This is a genomic window from Collinsella sp. An307 (genome assembly GCF_002161805.1).
Classification (GTDB): Bacteria; Actinomycetota; Coriobacteriia; order Coriobacteriales; family Coriobacteriaceae; genus Coprousia.
Window position 1 is genome coordinate 178,096 of record NZ_NFIP01000001.1, and the last position, 16,499, is coordinate 194,594.

Below are 16,499 nucleotides of genomic sequence, written 5' to 3' on the forward strand. Positions count from 1 at the left end.
CATTTTTGTGATGCGGCGCTACGGCTACAATGGGGCGGTACATCGACAAGGAGGCCGCTATGCTCAACAATCAGACCGCTGCTCTCGAGGAGCTCACGCGCTACCGCCGCGACCTGCATCGCATCCCCGAGCTCGATTGCGACCTGTCCCAGACCATCGCCTACGTAAAGGGCGTGCTCGAGGGGCTGTCGTGTGCCATCTTTGAGCCGTGCGAGGGTGCGGTCTGCGCCTATTTCGACTTGGGTCGCCCGCACACAGTTGCCGTCCGCTCAGATATGGACGCCCTGCCCGTCACCGAGGCGACGGGCCTGCCGTTTGCGAGCGAGCACGCCGGATGCATGCACGCCTGCGGGCACGACGGGCACATGGCCATGGCGCTCGCTGCCGCCACCTGGGTCGATCGCGTCCTTTCCGGTGCCGAGGGTGCCTTCGACGCGTCCGCTTTTCCCCGGAACATCCTCTTTGTCTTCCAGCCCGCGGAAGAGACCACGGGCGGCGCCAAGTACGTGTGCGAGAGCGGTGTCTTCGAGCGCACCGCCACCGAGCGCATCTTCGGCTTCCATCTCTGGCCCGATCTGCCCGAGGGCGTCGTCGCGTCGCGCCCCGGCGCGCTCCTCGCGCGATCGAGTGAGACCACGCTTACGTTCCACGGCGTCTCGAGCCATATCGCCAAGTGGCGCGAGGGACGCGACGCACTGGGTGCTGCGGCGCGCTTTGTCGTGGGGTCGAAGTGGCTTTCCAACCGGCTCGCGCAGGACGAGCCCATGACGCTGCGTTTTGGGCGTCTCGATGCGGGTACGGTGCGAAACGCCGTTGCCGCCGAGGCGCGCGTCGAGGGGAGCCTGCGGGTCTTCTCGGATGCGATGTTCGACCGCGCACGCGAGGAGGTCCGCGCCCTTGCAAGCACCGCGGCGGAGGAGGAGGGCGTGAGCTTCGACCTCACGTTCTCGGAGGGTTATCCGCCTGTGGTGAACGACGGCGCGCTCTACGCGGAGGTCGCCGGCGCCCTTGCTGACATGGAAACCGTGCCCGAGCCCCTGCTCATCGCCGAGGACTTTGCGTTCTACCAGCGCTGTATCCCGGGGGTCTTTATGTTGCTCGGCACGGGAACGGGCATTCCGCTTCATGCGGACACTTTCACTTTTGACGAGCGCGTGCTCGTGCGCGGTCTTGAGACCTATCAGCGGCTGCTCGTCCTCAACTAACCGATTTCGGCCTGTTAGGTTTCTTGGGGGTTTGCGCGCGCCCTGTTCGTGCCAGCGGCGTTTGCGCGTATCATAGTCAACGTATGTGAATGCGCAGGGTGCGCCGACGTTCAGGAAGGGGAGGACGCGCATGGTCATGAAGCTCGCAGCGCTCGTCATCTCGGCGATCTTTCGCGTCTTCTCGCTTTTCCCACAGCGCAAGAAGATTGCGCTGCTCTCGCGTCAGTCTGCCCGTCCCTTTGATTTTGAGCTCTTGGAGCCGGCGCTTGCCCGAGCCTTCCCCGATTACAAGATCATCTGGTGCTGCGTGACGCAGGGCGGCAAGATGACGGTCTTGCTCATGTTGAGGCAGCTCTGGCATGTCGCCACCGCAGAGGTCTGCCTGGTAGACGGGTACGTCCCCGCTGTCTCCATCCCCAAGGGGTCGCGTCGCTCGGCCTGCATCCAGCTCTGGCATGCGCTGGGCGCCGTCAAGAAGTTCGGTTTCCAGTCGCTCCATACCGCCGCCGGGCGCTCGCCCGAGGCGGCACGCGCGTTCTCCATGCACGCCGGTTACAACTGCATCGTCGCCGGATTCAGCGGTGCGGTGCCTGCGTTTGCCGAGGCATTCGGCTACACCGAGGACAAGTTTTTGCCGCTCGGCCTCCCGCGCTGCGACTATCTGATTCGTCCCGAGTATGCCGAGGAGCGCGCCCGTCGCTCGGCCTCCCTTGCGGCTCACATTGCAGCGCTGCCGGCGCCCGCTGCCGCAGACGGTGCCGCCTCTGTGAAGCGCCCTGTGGTCCTTTACGCCCCCACCTTCCGCAAGAACAATGCCAACCCCGCTTGGCTTGCCGACGCGGTCTGCGCGCTTGACGCGGCGCTTCCCGCCGAAGTGGCGCTTGTAGTGTCGGCGCACCCGCTCGACGTGGAGCACCTCGAGGGCCGCTCGCTTACCCGCCGCGTGCTCGTTGCGCGCGATGCCGCCACTATCGACGCAATTCATGTGGCTGACTATGTAGTGACCGATTACTCCGCTGTGGCGTTTGAGGCGCTTCTTGCAGACAAGAAGACGTACTTCTACGTGCCCGATATCGAGGAGTACCGCACCTCGCCCGGCCTTAACGTCGACCCCGTCGCAGATGCGCCGACCATCTCTACGGCAGACGCCGCCGAGCTCGCGGACCGTATCGCGTCCGACCTCGCGGTGGACTCCTACGACGCCGCTGGCGCCCGCGCGTTCGCACGCGCCTACGGCATCGACCCAGACCCAACCTACTGCGCCGTCGACGCCATTGTCGACGTGGTGCGCACCTACCTCAAGAACTAGGGGACCGCTCATGGACGACAACGTCATCAAGATGGTCGAGAACGCTCAGGCGACGGGCGTGGGGGTAGCCGATGCAGACGCACCGCGCGTCCTCATCGAGCAGGACCCCGGCTTTGCCGCCGCACATCCGCACGTGGGCGTTCGCCGCGTGCTCACCTACGGCACGTTCGATCTGCTCCACTACGGGCACATCCGCCTTCTGCAGCGCGCCGCCGCGCTCGGCGACTACCTGATAGTTGCCCTCTCCACCGACGAGTTTAACGCGGCAAAGGGCAAGCGCAGCTTCTACCCCTATGAGGTGCGCCGCGAGATGCTCGAGGCTATTCGCTACGTGGACTTGGTGATTCCCGAGAGCTGCTGGGAGCAGAAGCGCACCGACGTGGAGACCTACCGGGTCGATGTGGTCTGCATGGGCAGCGACTGGGCGGGCGACGAGCGCTTCGAGGCCCTGCGCGACCTTTGCGACGTGGTCTACCTCGATCGCACGGACGGCATTTCCACCACCGACGTCAAGAGCCGCCTCAAGGGCTAGGTCGACCTGCGCGTACGACCCTTTGGTTCCGCATCGCAGCGTCTCGCGGCGTCGCGCCGTCCGCACATGGTGTCAAAACATATCAGGTTGCTCCCGCCACGACTCTCCCGCACCGAAAAGAAGTGTCCGTTACCCGAGTCACGTTGCGCTCATGTCGTTTGATGGGCATAACTTGAATATGCCTGTGTAAAACGGACGAGAGGAGCAAAACCATGGCATTTCCTGAGGGTTTCCTGTGGGGCGGAGCTACTGCTGCCAACCAGTGCGAGGGCGCATGGGATGTTGACGGCCGCGGACCGGCCGAGACCGACATGCTCACGGGCGGCACGGTCGACACCCCGCGCATGCTGACCTACCGCATGCCCGACGGCACCGAGGGCGCCGTGCCCCAGTGGGATGGCCTGCCCAAGGGCGCCAAGCTCGCCGTGCTTGACGGATATCTCTATCCCAACCACGACGGCATCGACTTCTACCATCACTACAAGGAGGACATCGCGCTTTTTGCCGAGATGGGCTTCAAGCAGTACCGCATGTCCATCTCCTGGAGCCGTATCTACCCCAAGGGCATCGAGGACGAGCCCAACCAGGCCGGTCTCGACTTCTACCGCAACGTCTTCCTGGAGCTCCAGAAGTACGGTATCGAGCCGCTCGTGACCATGTGGCACTTCGACACCCCCAACTATATCGAGGAGGAGCTCGGCGGTTGGGAGAACCACGACACGATCGCGCTCTTTGACAAGTACGCCAAGACGATCCTGACCGAGTACAAGGGCCTCGTGAAGAACTGGCTCACCTTCAACGAGATCAACAACACTATCTCGTTCCTCGGTATGATGGCCCCCGCCACCGACGAGCAGTTCCAGGGCGCCTACCAGCACCTGCACAACAAGTTCGTCGCGAGCGCGCACGCCGTCAAGATGGCGCACGAGATCGACCCCTCCTACAAAGTGGGCTGCATGATCTGCGGCATCGTCGACTACCCGCTGACCCCCGACCCCGACGACGTGATTGCCAACCGCTACATGTGGGAGAAGAGCCTCTTCTACTGCGGCGACGTTCAGTGCAAGGGTAAGTACGGCACCTATGCCAAGCGCCTGTGGGACGAGCACAACGTGAAGCTCGAGATCACCGATCAGGACCTCAAGGATCTCGCCGAGGGCCCGGTGGACTTCTATACCTTCAGCTACTATCAGTCCGCCTGCGTGACCACGCACACCGATGCCGAGACCACCAAGGGCAACATGACCATCGGCGCCAAGAACCCCTACCTCACGGCATCCGATTGGGGCTGGCAGATCGACCCCAAGGGTCTGCGCTACTTCCTCGAGCTCATCTACGATCGCTACGAGAAGCCGCTCATGGTCGTGGAGAACGGCCTTGGCGCGTACGACGACCTCGTTGAGGGCGAGTACGGCGAGATGACCGTTCACGACCAGTACCGCATTGACTACCTGCGCGAGCACGTGAAGGAGATGGAGATCGCCATCGAGCACGGTGTCGACCTTATCGGCTACACCACGTGGGGCTGCATCGACCTCGTCTCCGCCGGCACCGGCGAGATGCGCAAGCGCTACGGCTTCATCTACGTCGATAAGAACGACGATGGCACGGGCAGCTACGCGCGTTACAAGAAGGACTCCTTCGCCTGGTACAAGAAGGTCATCGCGAGCAACGGCGAGGACATCGCCTAGCGCAAGCAGAGTGAAGGCGCGCTTCGCGTGCGAAACGACGGGTCAGCCTTTCCCGCCGGTAGGGGTGAGCGATAAGGCGTAACATCACGTCCGGCAAGCTGCAATCGCGCTTGATGATGCGAAAACCGCCGCTGGTCCTGTAAGACGGGCCGGCGGCGGTTTGCGTTTTTGGGCACGACTCCCGTTGCGTCACGCCGTCTCACGTGCTCAAGTCGGTTATGAGCGTTAATTCGCGCCCCTTCTGCCACCACGGCTCGATACGGTCGAAAAACGTCAGGGAAATACCAGTTGAGTGCTTTATAAGACTAAAGTATCGATGCTATCTTTTGCGCAATACGCTCATAACCGACCTGAGCATACGCTTTCCGGTTGGCGGAGGAGTTACAGCGCTTCCTCTGGCGCCCCCATGGCGTCACGCGTGAGGCTCGAGATATGGGCAAGCACGGGCATATGCCGGTTGAGGACGTTCACGATGCGACCGACGGCAACGGCGGACACCACCGTTCCCACGCCGACCCCCGCAACGCGCCCGAGCAACAGGAACGAGAGCGCAAGCGCCACCACAACAAGTGTGGTGTCAAACGCGGCCTTGCAGCTGCCGAAGGGCTTTTGCGTGACGGCGTTGATGGCGCGCACGATGCCCTCTCCGGGAACGAGGATAACGTTGGGTGCGACCTCGATGGCGATTCCGAGGGCAAGCAAAAAGCAGCCCACGGCGAGAGCTACCGCCTGAGCAGGAAGGGTGGTAAGCGAGATAGGAGAGAGGACAAGCGCGCTCACATCGATAAGCGAGCTGAATACGATGTTGACGATCACCTGCAGAAACTGCACCGGTTTGAAGTCACGGCGCAGTAGGGCGACCTGCCCCACGATGAAGAGCATGTTGACGATGAACGTAAAGGCGCCAAAGGAGAGACCAGACGCCTCGGCGAGTACGTAGGCCACGCACGAGATGGCGCCGACGCCCAAATCGGACTTGGCAATGAGAGCGATGGCAAACGAGGTGATCATGACGCCGAGGGCAAACCACAGGTATCGGGCGACCAGGTGGTTGCGCCGCATGGTCTCCATTGCCGGGATGCGGCGGTTGCTGCGTTGGGTGAGGGTCATGCTACGCCTCACCTCCGTTTTGCTTGAGGTTGCGTATGACGCGCGCGAGAAGGTCCGAGAGCTGGCGTCGCTCGTCCTCGGTAAGACCGTCGAGCGCGACTTCATCGACGCGCGCCGTGTTGGCTGCGGCAACGTGTGCGCGCTCGGCGCCGGGCTCGGTCAAAAGCACGCACGCCTCGCGCCGGTTGCCCGCTCGGACGGAGCGCGTAATGAGGCCGTCTGCCTCCATGCGCGTAAGGATGCTCGTAACCGTTGACTTATCGAGGGCGCATCCCTCGCCGATCTCCTTCTGCGTGCAGCCGTTGTGCGTGGTCAGGTACTGGAGAATCTTCGGTTGGCCGGGCGTGAGGCCCACGGCGCGGGTGAGGCGCGTGATGGCTCGGTTGGAATGGCTGAACGCTATCAGCAGCTGCCAGTCAATGTTGCGTTCCCAAGGATCGATGTCCGCCACGCCGCCTCCAAAAGTTTGAAACAAAACTGTTTGAAAACAAACTAACAAAGAAGGTTTGCGTCGTCAATGTATGGTCTCTGGGGGAGTTTGCCGTAATCTGGGGGAGTTGGCAGCAAAAAAGAGGGGCTCCCGTAGGCGCCCCTCCTAGCCAGTCTGCTGTGTGACCGAGAGCTTAGAGCTTGCGGACGTTGGAAGCCTGCAGCTTGCCGTTCTGACCGGTCGTGACGTCGAACTCGACGCTCTCGCCCTCGTCGAGGGTCTTGTAGCCGTCCATCTGGATCTCAGAGAAGTGAACGAACAGGTCATCCCCGTCCTCGCGGGAGATGAAGCCGTAGCCCTTCTCGGGGTTGAACCACTTAACCGTACCTTGTGCCATGACGTGCCTTTCTTTCGTGCCCTTGCGGGCAAAAGGTGCGCTTTCGCGCGAAACAGGAGCGACCGTGCGGCCGCGAGGGATATGGTACCCCACTGGAGCGTGCTTCAAGCAGACTTTTTCAACTATTTCCCGATGGTGAAACCCAACTGAATTCCGAGGTCGCAGCTCAGATATAGCTGCAGTCAAAGGGTGTGTGCCGGTCCTTAGTGATGCGGGCTTTTTCGTTTTCTGATTGGCCATGCGACAGGCATCAGATGCACCGCTGGAATAGCCAAGGGAAAGGATGACGATGGCGGGCAAAGTGTACGGGTATGCGCGCGTGTCGACGCGCGAGCAGAACCTCGATCGACAGCTGGACGCGCTTGCTGCCTTTGGGGTGGACGAGGTCTTTGCCGACCACGCAAGCGGAAAGAGCTTCGATCGTCCGGCGTGGCTGCGCCTCATGGATGCGCTTGAGGCGGGCGATACGCTCGTGGTGAAGTCGATTGACCGTTTTGGGCGCAGCTACGACGAGATTCTGGAGCAGTGGCACTGCATCGCCAAGCAGGTGGGGGCGGCCGTAGTGGTACTTGACATGCCCTTGCTCGATACGCGGCAAGGGTGCGCAGGCGTGACGGGTGTGCTTATTGGCGACATCGTGCTGCAGCTGTTGAGCTACGTGGCGCAGGTGGAGCGCGAGAGCATTCACCAACGGCAGGCGGAAGGCATCGCCGCCGCCAAGGCGCGCGGGGTCAAGTTTGGACGTCCATCTAAGGAACGCCCGGCGTCATATGCAACGCTAAGAGACCGCTGTCGCGTGCGAGAAATCACCAGAGCTGAGGCGGCAAAAGCGATGGGCGTCTCAGTCAGCACGCTGGATAAATGGATGCGCGAAGACGAGTGCGTTTTGAGGCAAAAAAGGGGAGAGCAGCATAAGAACCTGCAGGTAAAAGAGGAAATGAGAGAGTGAAAAAGTACACCTTTAAGGAGGGGGTCATCTCGAGCCGGTGAGACGTGAAGAGTGTGTAAGGGCTGTGTCAGATGTCGGAAAAGAGGCGATTCGAACCTAGACAGTGACGATGGAGCGACTATACTTTACAATCGCTTAAGAGAAGATAAAGGTATACCTTTCTGCGCTTTACGGAGCGTGTGTGGCCGAGGGGAGGGCTGGGATGCCGGTTGCGGAGAGTGTTTCCGCTGCGTCTGGTCGGCGCGGTGGGCGTTTGGCAGATGGGTTGCCGCGCGGACGTCGCTCGCCTCGGGGGCGTTTGCGCTGGTATCTCATCCAGGTGCCGGAAGGCCGCGAGCGGTCGCTTTGCGGGGACGTGCTCCGGTTGGTACCGCGCGACGTTCTGGCCGATGCCTTTGTCATCATGCACGAGCGCTGGATGAAGCGCTCGGGTGAGTGGTTTACGCAGGAATGCGTGATGCATCCGGGATTCATCTTTGCGGTGACAGGAGACGCCGCGGCGCTTTCCAAGGCGCTCGGCACGCTTACGCTCCCGGTGCGTCCCGCGGCTGCCGACGAGCGCTCGTGGGCTCCGCTTGCCGATGAGGCACGCGACTGGTTTGCCGCCGCGATGGACGAGCGGCATGTGATCCGCAGTTCTACGGCGGTGATCGCGGACGGCGCGCTCCACGTTGAGGAGGGGCCGCTCGTGGGTCAAGAGGACCGGCTGAGCGGGCTCAACCGTCACAAGCGCTTCTGCCGCGTGCGCGTGGCGGATGCGGACGGCGGCTTTGTGGAGAGCGTGCCGCTCAGTGTTCCGAGTAAGAGCTAACGGCGCCATCGCGCTGATTTTTGGAGACCGGTGCCGGGATGGGATGGAACGAATCGCAGGACATAACTCCGCACATGCGGCGGGGGGGGGGCACTCGATGCTCGGGATAGCGCCGCGGGGGCGTGTGTGATGGCTGCTGCGAAAAAGCCGGCGTTGCAGGTGCCTGTGGCCGGATTGCAGGCAGGGACTGGCTCGGCTCAAAACCATGATTCGTCAGCGGCTTCTGCTGGCGAGGTGCATGGATCTTGGACTCGCGCGGATGTTACCGATTCTGAGGCGGCGCATATGCTGTACGGTGCCGACTCCGGAGTGCAGCCTCTCCTCGATCGGCACGCGTACCGCACGGTCAAACGTATTATCGATATCGTGGCATCGGGCGCTGTCATTGTTGTGCTGCTGGTCCCCAGCGTTGTTTTGTCTGCGGCGATCTGCATAGCTTCGCCCGGCGCCGGTCCGCTCTATAGCCAGTTGCGCGTGGGGCGGGTACGTCGTGACGGCACGTTTTACCTCTTTCGCATGTGGAAGTTCCGCTCCATGGTCCCACATGCCGACAAGCTGCTCGACGAACTGAAGGATTTGAACGAGGCCGACGGCCCCATGTTCAAAATCAAGGACGACCCGCGTGTTATTCCCGGCATTGGAAAGTTCATCCGCAGGCATTCGATTGATGAGCTACCGCAGTTGCTGAACGTCTTTGCCGGTCAAATGAGCCTCATCGGACCGCGCCCCGCCCTGCCGAAGGAGATTCTTCAGTACGACGGTCGCGCCATGCAGCGCTTGCGTGTTAAGCCTGGCTGCGGCGGCGCATGGCAGGCCGGTGAGCGTAGCGACTCGTCTTTTGAGGGCATGGTCGATCTTGATCTTGAGTACATCGAGCAAAGCTCGCTCGCGCACGACCTCGGACTCGTTTTTGGGACCCTGCGCTCGATGTTTAGCGGGAAGGGGGCGTACTGATGGCTGAAGGCACTTCGTTTCCCGGACGTGTCGCCGTCATGGGGGTTCCGGTTGACCCTTGGACGATGGCCCAGACGGTTGCCAAGACTAAGGAGCTGATTGGCTCGGACTCGTTCGCACACCTTATCGGCGTGAACGCCGACAAGGTGTTGCAGATGCGCGACGATCCTGAGATGGACGCTATCGTGCGTCGCTGCGAAATCGTCAATGCCGACGGCGCCTCGATGGTGATGGCTGCTCGGAGGCTCGGGGTCTCCGTACCGGAGAGGGTCGCGGGTATCGACCTCATGGGAGAGCTGTGTGCGCTTGCGGAGAATGAGGGCTACCGAGTGTTTCTTCTCGGTGCCAAGCGCGAGATCGTGGAGCGTACGCGCGACGTGCTCTTAGGGAACTATCCGGAGCTCCCCATCGCGGGCGTTCGCGACGGCTATTTCGGGGAGGACGAGTTCGACGCCGTCGCCGACGAGGTTCGCGCGAGCGGCGCGCAGATAACCTTCGTGGGAATCACCTCGCCCAAGAAGGAGCGCCTGATCGAGCGCTTCCGCGAGCTCGGGCTCAAGGGCGCCTACGTGGGCGTGGGAGGGAGCTTTGACGTCGTGTCCGGGGCGATTCCACGTGCCCCCATATGGATGCAACGGGCCCACTTGGAGTGGCTGTTCCGCATGATGCAGGAGCCCGGCAGGCTTGCAAAGAGATACGTCGTCGGCAACGCCCGGTTCATGGCGCTGCTGCGCAAGGAGGAGAAGCGGATGAAGGGGGCTTCCCGGTGAGGAAGGTCATGCTCGTCTTCGGCACCCGCCCGGAGGCCATCAAGATGTGCCCGCTCGTGCTGGAGCTTAAGAATCGCCCCGACGAGTTCGAGACGGTCGTGTGCACCACGGGCCAGCACCGCGAGATGCTCGACCAGGTCCTAACCGTGTTCGGTGTGGAGCCTGATTGCGACCTGCACGTGATGAAGCCCGGGCAGACGCTCTTCGACATCACGAGCGACGTGCTGCTGAGAATCAGGTCTGTACTGGAGGATGAGCGCCCTGACGCCGTGCTCGTCCACGGGGACACGACGACCTCCTTCGCGGCGGCGCTGTCCGCCTTCTACCTCCAGATTCCCGTGGGACACGTGGAGGCGGGCCTGCGCACCCGGAACCTCTACTCTCCGTGGCCCGAGGAGTTCAACCGCCAAGCTGTGGACGTGGTCTCCCGGTGGTACTTTGCGCCGACAGAGACGTCCCGTCAGAACCTCCTCGACGAGGCGAAGCCCGACGAGAGGATCTTCGTCACCGGCAACACCGGCATCGACGCGCTGAGGACGACGGTCAGGGACGATTACTCGAACCCCTGGCTCGACTGGGCGTCGGACAGCAGGCTCATCCTCATCACGGCCCACCGCCGCGAGAACCTGGGCGAGCCCATGCATCGCATGTTCCGCGCCATACGCCGCGTCATGGAGGAGCGGCCGGACACGAAGGCGATCTACCCCATCCACATGAACCCCCAGGTGCGGAAGGCCGCCCACGAGGAGCTGGACGGCTTCAGCAGGCTCAGGATCATCGATCCGCTCGAGGTCGTGGACTTCCACAACTTCATGGCCCGCTCCTACCTCATCCTCACCGACTCGGGCGGCATCCAGGAGGAGGCTCCCTCCCTCGGCAAGCCCGTGCTCGTCATGCGCGACACGACCGAGCGCCCCGAGGGCGTGGCGGCGGGGACGCTTCGGCTCGTCGGCACCGAGGAGGAGAGAATCTATCACGAGTTTTCCCACCTGCTCGACGACCCCGCGGAGTACAGGGCAATGTCCCATGCCTCCAACCCGTACGGCGACGGACATGCGAGCGAGCGAATCGCCGGGATCTTGGCTGGGGGCGGTGCAGATGAATAGGGGTCTTGGCAAGCCGAAGGTTGAGATCCTGACCATCCACTTCGGGATAAACCACGGCTCGGTTCTCCAATGCTACGCGCTCTCGAAGACGCTTCGGGAGCTGGGAGCCGAGGTCGAGGTCGTCGACTACGTCCCGGCGCGCTACAAGATGTGGAACAACGTCAAGATTAAGTACCCCGAGAAGAGCCTCCCGTGGAAGCTGGCGTTTTTGCTCGCTAGCTCCGTGATCAGGTTTCCCCAGAAGGTCGTTTTTCGAGGATACCTGAAAAAGCATCTCGCCCTGAGTCGACGCTTCTCCGAGCCGCGCAAGCTTGCCGATGGGTGCCCGGACGCCGACCTCTACCTCGTGGGCAGCGACCAGGTCTGGAACTCGAGCTACAACGGCAGAGAGGACAAGAGCTACTTGCTCGGGTTCGCGCCGCAGGGGGCGGCAAGGGCGTCGTACGCAGCGAGCATCGGCAAAGACGAGTTGACCGAGGAGGAGGGTTCTGGCATCGCCCGCGGCGTCCAGTCGTTTTGGGGCGTCTCCGTGCGGGAGGAAAGGGCTGCCGAGCAGTTGGCAAACTTCGGCGTCGAGGCGCGCGTCGACCTGGATCCGGTCTTCCTGCTCGACCGCGAGCAATGGTGCGAGCTCGCCTCGACAAGGACGAGACGAGAGCCGTACGTCCTGGTGTACGTCATCGCCCAAGGCTACGAGGAGATGGTGCGCCAGGCCCGCGAGATCGCGGACCGGCTCGGCGCGAGGCTGTACATCCTCTCGGTGAGGCCCATCCGCATTCCCGGCGTGGACCGCAACTTCCTGTTCGCCACCCCCTCGGATTTCCTCGCGCTCTTCAGGGACGCCGCCTTCGTGGTGTCGAACTCGTTCCACGGCACGGCCTTCTCGATCATCTTCCGCAAGCGCTTCCTCACCTACGCCGCGAGGTACAACGCCCGCATAGAGAACATCCTCTCCATCATGGGTTTGGGGCGCCGTCTGGTGACCAAGAGGTTCGATGACGCCTTGGTTTCGGAAGAGATCGACTACGTTGCCCCGGCAGCCGCGATCGCTAAAGGCGCGGAGAGCGCCCGCGCCTACCTTCGGGGGCTTCTCGAGGAGGCTGCGCGATGATCGGAAGCATCGGCCCTGCCTGCACGGGCTGCGGCGCATGTATCGCCTCCTGCCCCAAGTCGTGCATCTCCATGGAGGAGCGAGAGCTCGGGCACATGTATCCCGTGGTGGACGAGCAGATGTGCGTCGGCTGCGGAGCTTGTCTGCGCGCGTGCCACGCGGCGAGGCCCTTCGAGCAAGGGGCGTTCGAGGGGCGCGCGTTCGCCGTTCAGGCGATTGATCGGGAAATCCTGGAGGATTCGTCTTCGGGCGGAGCGTTTTCCCTCCTTGCTGCGGAAGTGCTCCTAGCGAACGGCGTCGTGTACGGATCGCGCTGGAAGCGCGGGGAAGGCGCGTCTCACGTCAGGGTCACGGCGCCTGGAGGGCTGGACGCGCTGCGCCGCTCCAAATACGTTCAGAGCGATACGACGGGGATATTCGGTCTCGTCAAGGGCGATTTGGCTGCGGGAGCCGACGTGCTGTTCGTCGGGACGCCCTGTCAAGTCGCGGCGCTGAAGGCGTTTCTCGGCAGCGATTCCGAGAATCTCGTGACCGTCGACCTCGTCTGCCATGGTGTTCCTTCGTCCGCCTTTTTCGAGGATTATCTTCTATGGTTCGAGAAAAAGACGGGGAAATCCCTGATTGAGTACAACTCACGTGACAAGGTCGCTGCCGGTTGGTCCTACCTCGGTTCGTACAGAACCGAGGCAGGACCAAGGTCGGCCCTACCGGTCGATGACCCATACGTTCTAACATTCAACCAAAGTGCCACGTTCAGGCGGTGCTGCTACGCATGCCCCTATGCCGGGGCGAGGCGCGTCGGTGACATCACACTCGGAGACTTCTGGGGCGTCGAGCGGCTTCACCTTGGTGTCGACCTCGACGGCGGGGTCTCCGTTGCGCTTGCCAATTCGAAAAAGGGACTGAATTTTCTCAATCGTGCATGCGCAAACAGCGCTTTTTTCAAAGAGGTGCGGTTCGATGACGCCGCGCGGTCGAACGCCAACCTGACCCGACCCTCGTCACTGCCGTCCGAGCGCGAGGAGTTCGCCGACGCGTACGCGGCCGGCGGGTTTCCTGCGGTCGCGTCGTTGGCGGCGCGCCGCTACAAGAAGGAGATCCTGAAGAGCCGCTTCAAGCGCGCCGTGCCCACGTCGATCAAGCGCCTCGTCAAGGGGGCGGTCTGATGGCGGTAGCGAAGAAGGTCATGCACGTCACCATGCGATGGGGCCACGGTGTCGGCGGGGTCAAGCGGTTCATCCACAACGCCGTCGAGGCCCTGCCGGAAGACGAGTATCGGCAAGTCGTCGCATCCCTGGGCCCCGTCACGGGAGAAGATCAGGGGCTGACGGTTCTCGGCCCGGTCGTCCAGGACGGACGGCTCGCGGGAAAGCGCAGCATGCTGGACATGATGCGGTTCTTCGAGACCGAGTCGCCGGACGTCGTCCACATACACTGCAACAACGGCGTCGGCCTGCTCTGCGCGGAGGCGGCGCGCCGCGCGGGGCGAGTTGTGCGGGTGGTGCACTCGCACAATTCTTCGCTTGGCAGCGGCGAGCTGTGGAAACGCGCCGGCGATGCCGCGCTCAAGCTGATGTACTCGGCTTCGCCTACGGCGCGCGTCGCGTGCTCAAAGGTGGCAGGCGACTGGCTCTTCGGCAGCAGGCCCTACACGGTCATCAGGAACGGCATCGACCTGGAGAGGTTCGCGTTCTCCCCTGAGCAGCGTACGGCGGTGCGCGAAGCGCTAGGCGTACCTGAGGGGGCATCCCTAATCGGGCTCGTCGGCGCTGGGATACCGGTCAAGAACACATCGTTCGCCATCGAACTTCTCGCCCGTCTGCGTGAAGCCGGGCGAGACGCATACCTCGTCCTCCTCGGGGAAGGCGAGGAATCGGAGATGCTTGTCGCGCGCGCCGCAGAGCTAGGGGTTGCGTCTTGGACGCACTTCACCGGCACTGTGAGCGACGCATGGCGCTACTACAGCGCCATGGACTGCCTTATCATGCCGAGCTTTTACGAAGGACTCCCCATTACCCTTATCGAAGCCCAAGCCAACGGTCTACCCTGCGCCGTTTCAGACACCGTCTCCCGAGAGGTGGACGTAGCCGGAATCGTCAGCTTCCTTCCGCTGGATGATTGCACATCCTGGCTAGATGGTACAGACCGTGCGGTTTCAAAAGGGTGTCTGCGATGCATCGGAGACTCACGACTCACCGTCTCACAAATCAAAAAAGCTGGTTATTCAATTGAAGATCTTGGTTCGCAACTGAGAACGCTATACGCAGGCGAGTCTCAAGTGCGTAACAACCAAGATAGTGATAGTGATAGTGACATTAGGGGGCTCTTGTGCTTTTAGCGCGAAATGGGAAACCGACGATCTCGGCCATAGTGCCCGTCTACAACGTCGAGCGCTACGTCCGCCAATGTCTGGACGCCCTGCTCGCCCAGACCTACCCGCTGGAGGAAATCATCCTCGTGGACGACGGCTCTACGGACTCGAGCGGTGCCATCTGCGACGATTACGCCGCCGCACACGAGAAGGTCATCGCTGTACACAAACAGAACGCCGGCCTCGGCTACGCGCGGAACACCGGCTTGGACAGCCTCACACGCCCGAGCGACTACGTCATGTTCGTCGATTCCGACGACTGGCTGGAGAAGGACGCCGTCGAGTACCTCGTCAGGGCGCTCGGCGGCGACCCGGCCGACTGCGTCATCGGAGGCCACACGAAGAAAACCGCCGATGGCGAGACCGTCTTCGAGCTCAAGTTGGAGAACCGCCGCTTCGAGGGCTCCGAGGTCCAGGAGGAGCTGCTGCCGCGCCTGTGCGGGAGCATGCCGTCATCGCACGATTCCGTGCCGATGTCGGCATACTCCGCCTTGTACAGGCGGAGCATGCTCGAGGAGCACAGCCTGCGCTTCCCCTCCGAGCGGGAGATGATCTCGGAGGACTTCGTTTTCAAGTTCTACTTCCTCCTGCACGCGCGCACGGCCGCCCTCAGCGACTTCACCGGCTACTGTTACCGCACCGCGCAGGGTTCCCTCACCACGAGCTACCGTCCCGACCGCTTCGAGGCGTGCGTCAGGTTCTACAAGAGGGTTCAGGAGATGATTCGCGAGGAGAGCCTCACCGATGAGTGCCTGCTCCGCCTCGACAAGACCTTCTTCATCTACCTCCGCATGTGCGTCAAGCAAGAAAGACCGAAAGTGAGCGGGTCTCATCGCGAAGAGGCGCTGCACAGCCTACAAAGCATGGTCTCCGCAGAAGTAGTCCAGAAGGCGATTGAGTCGTACCCGGTCTCTCGTCTTGGGATTCGGCAGCGATTCTTCCTTCGCCTGGTCGAGAAGCGCCGGGCGAGCACTCTTCTGGCTCTGGCAAACGCGGGAGTGCTCTAGGCAAGGGCGCAGAGAAATCCGAAGTTGCGGGAAAGCAAACGGACAGAGCGAGACATGCTCCCATCGGAATCAAAAGGAGGTAAGAGATGGGGAACCCGGTCAATGCGATATGCAGAAAGCTGCTGTACGGCTATAAAGCCACAAGCAAGTCCTACATCGACCACCTGAGAAGGATCGGAACCGAAATCGGTCAGGACGTGTACATTTACAACCCCGATATCACGCATATCGACGAGACCAACCCCCATCTGCTCAGCATGGGCAACCACGTCCGCATAACGGGCCCCGCAACAATACTGACCCACGATTACTCATGGTCGGTGATCAAGCACAAGTACGGCGAAATCTGCGGAAAGCAAAGGGCCGTCACGATTGGCGACGGGGTGTTCGTGGGCTGGGGCGCAGCCGTCCTTTGCGGCACGACGGTTGGCGACCACACGATAATCGGCGCCCAGGCTGTGGTGAGCGGCAGGGTCGATTCCGATTCCGTCTACGCGGGAAACCCTGCAAAAAAGATAGTGACGCTAGATGAGTTCTACGCGAAAAGAAAAAGAGAAGCAACTCGCCGAGGCAGTTGCTTATGTGAATGCTTATTACGTGCGTTTCGGGAAGGAAATCCCTGCCGAGAAGCTAGACGAGTACTTCTTCCTTTTCGCATCAAAAGAGAACGGTGAACTTTACCGATACAAGATAGGGCTTATGGGGAACGAGGCGAGAACCCTAGAAATGTTAGGCGCAACGCAATC

17 protein-coding genes are annotated in these 16,499 nt (G+C 62.0%); 14 read left to right on the forward strand and 3 right to left on the reverse strand.

Features of this window, described 5'->3' with window-relative positions:
• Positions 1-59 precede the first annotated feature (59 nt).
• From B5F89_RS00765 to B5F89_RS00780, 4 genes are all read left to right on the forward strand, one after another.
• Positions 60-1,205, forward strand: a complete 1,146-nt coding sequence (locus B5F89_RS00765) for an amidohydrolase (RefSeq protein WP_087429899.1) — start codon at positions 60-62, stop codon at positions 1,203-1,205.
• A 130-nt stretch (positions 1,206-1,335) separates the two neighbouring features.
• Entirely contained in the window at positions 1,336-2,514 is a 1,179-nt protein-coding gene (locus B5F89_RS00770; protein WP_087429900.1) for a CDP-glycerol glycerophosphotransferase family protein, read from the forward strand.
• Between the two features lie 10 nt (positions 2,515-2,524).
• Positions 2,525-3,046, forward strand: coding sequence for a glycerol-3-phosphate cytidylyltransferase (gene tagD, locus B5F89_RS00775; RefSeq protein WP_343206314.1), 522 nt, complete (start codon positions 2,525-2,527; stop codon positions 3,044-3,046).
• Positions 3,047-3,258: 212 nt separating this feature from the next.
• Positions 3,259-4,737, forward strand: a complete 1,479-nt coding sequence (locus B5F89_RS00780; RefSeq protein ID WP_087429901.1) for a family 1 glycosylhydrolase — start codon at positions 3,259-3,261, stop codon at positions 4,735-4,737.
• A 381-nt stretch (positions 4,738-5,118) separates the two neighbouring features.
• On the opposite strand, the gene B5F89_RS00785 is transcribed toward B5F89_RS00780, so the two are convergent.
• The 3 genes from B5F89_RS00785 to B5F89_RS00795 form a co-directional block, all read right to left on the reverse strand.
• Positions 5,119-5,847 (reverse strand): DUF6198 family protein, encoded by a 729-nt coding sequence (locus tag B5F89_RS00785; RefSeq protein WP_204230531.1) that lies wholly within the window; start codon positions 5,845-5,847, stop codon positions 5,119-5,121.
• 1 nt (position 5,848) lies between these two features.
• On the reverse strand, positions 5,849-6,298 hold the full coding sequence (locus tag B5F89_RS00790) for a MarR family transcriptional regulator (RefSeq protein ID WP_158098377.1): 450 nt from the start codon (positions 6,296-6,298) through the stop codon (positions 5,849-5,851).
• 172 nt (positions 6,299-6,470) lie between these two features.
• Positions 6,471-6,674, reverse strand: a complete 204-nt coding sequence (locus B5F89_RS00795) for a cold-shock protein (protein WP_087205308.1) — start codon at positions 6,672-6,674, stop codon at positions 6,471-6,473.
• Between the two features lie 289 nt (positions 6,675-6,963).
• Here B5F89_RS00795 and B5F89_RS00800 point away from each other — a divergent pair, with 289 nt between their 5' ends.
• The 10 genes from B5F89_RS00800 to B5F89_RS00845 all read left to right on the forward strand — a co-directional run bounded on the left by B5F89_RS00800 (position 6,964) and on the right by B5F89_RS00845 (position 16,427).
• Positions 6,964-7,623 (forward strand): recombinase family protein, encoded by a 660-nt coding sequence (locus B5F89_RS00800; protein WP_087429903.1) that lies wholly within the window; start codon positions 6,964-6,966, stop codon positions 7,621-7,623.
• Positions 7,624-7,921: 298 nt separating this feature from the next.
• A complete protein-coding gene (locus B5F89_RS00805) occupies positions 7,922-8,434 on the forward strand; it encodes a hypothetical protein (protein ID WP_143758314.1) in 513 nt (170 codons plus the stop codon).
• A 129-nt stretch (positions 8,435-8,563) separates the two neighbouring features.
• Entirely contained in the window at positions 8,564-9,388 is an 825-nt protein-coding gene (locus B5F89_RS00810) for a sugar transferase (protein WP_239286607.1), read from the forward strand.
• Positions 9,388-10,158, forward strand: a complete 771-nt coding sequence (locus tag B5F89_RS00815) for a WecB/TagA/CpsF family glycosyltransferase (protein ID WP_087429906.1) — start codon at positions 9,388-9,390, stop codon at positions 10,156-10,158. The genes B5F89_RS00810 and B5F89_RS00815 overlap by 1 nt, the downstream gene beginning before the upstream one ends.
• A complete protein-coding gene (gene wecB, locus B5F89_RS00820; RefSeq protein ID WP_087429907.1) occupies positions 10,155-11,264 on the forward strand; it encodes a UDP-N-acetylglucosamine 2-epimerase (non-hydrolyzing) in 1,110 nt (369 codons plus the stop codon). The genes B5F89_RS00815 and wecB overlap by 4 nt, the downstream gene beginning before the upstream one ends.
• The gene (locus B5F89_RS00825) at positions 11,212-12,375 is read left to right on the forward strand and encodes a polysaccharide pyruvyl transferase family protein (protein ID WP_158098378.1); all 1,164 of its coding nucleotides are present in this window, start codon (positions 11,212-11,214) and stop codon (positions 12,373-12,375) included. The genes wecB and B5F89_RS00825 overlap by 53 nt, the downstream gene beginning before the upstream one ends.
• Positions 12,372-13,541 carry a Coenzyme F420 hydrogenase/dehydrogenase, beta subunit C-terminal domain gene (locus B5F89_RS00830; protein WP_087429908.1) on the forward strand — a complete coding sequence of 390 codons (1,170 nt, stop codon included), beginning with the start codon at positions 12,372-12,374 and terminating at the stop codon, positions 13,539-13,541. The genes B5F89_RS00825 and B5F89_RS00830 overlap by 4 nt, the downstream gene beginning before the upstream one ends.
• Positions 13,541-14,713: a glycosyltransferase gene (locus tag B5F89_RS00835; RefSeq protein WP_087429909.1), complete on the forward strand. Its 1,173-nt coding sequence runs from the start codon at positions 13,541-13,543 to the stop codon at positions 14,711-14,713. The genes B5F89_RS00830 and B5F89_RS00835 overlap by 1 nt, the downstream gene beginning before the upstream one ends.
• Positions 14,704-15,753 (forward strand): glycosyltransferase family 2 protein, encoded by a 1,050-nt coding sequence (locus tag B5F89_RS00840; protein ID WP_087429910.1) that lies wholly within the window; start codon positions 14,704-14,706, stop codon positions 15,751-15,753. Before B5F89_RS00835 ends, B5F89_RS00840 begins: the two co-directional genes overlap by 10 nt.
• A gap of 86 nt (positions 15,754-15,839) precedes the next feature.
• Positions 15,840-16,427, forward strand: a complete 588-nt coding sequence (locus B5F89_RS00845) for an acyltransferase (RefSeq protein WP_204230533.1) — start codon at positions 15,840-15,842, stop codon at positions 16,425-16,427.
• The last annotated feature ends 72 nt before the right edge of the window (positions 16,428-16,499 follow it).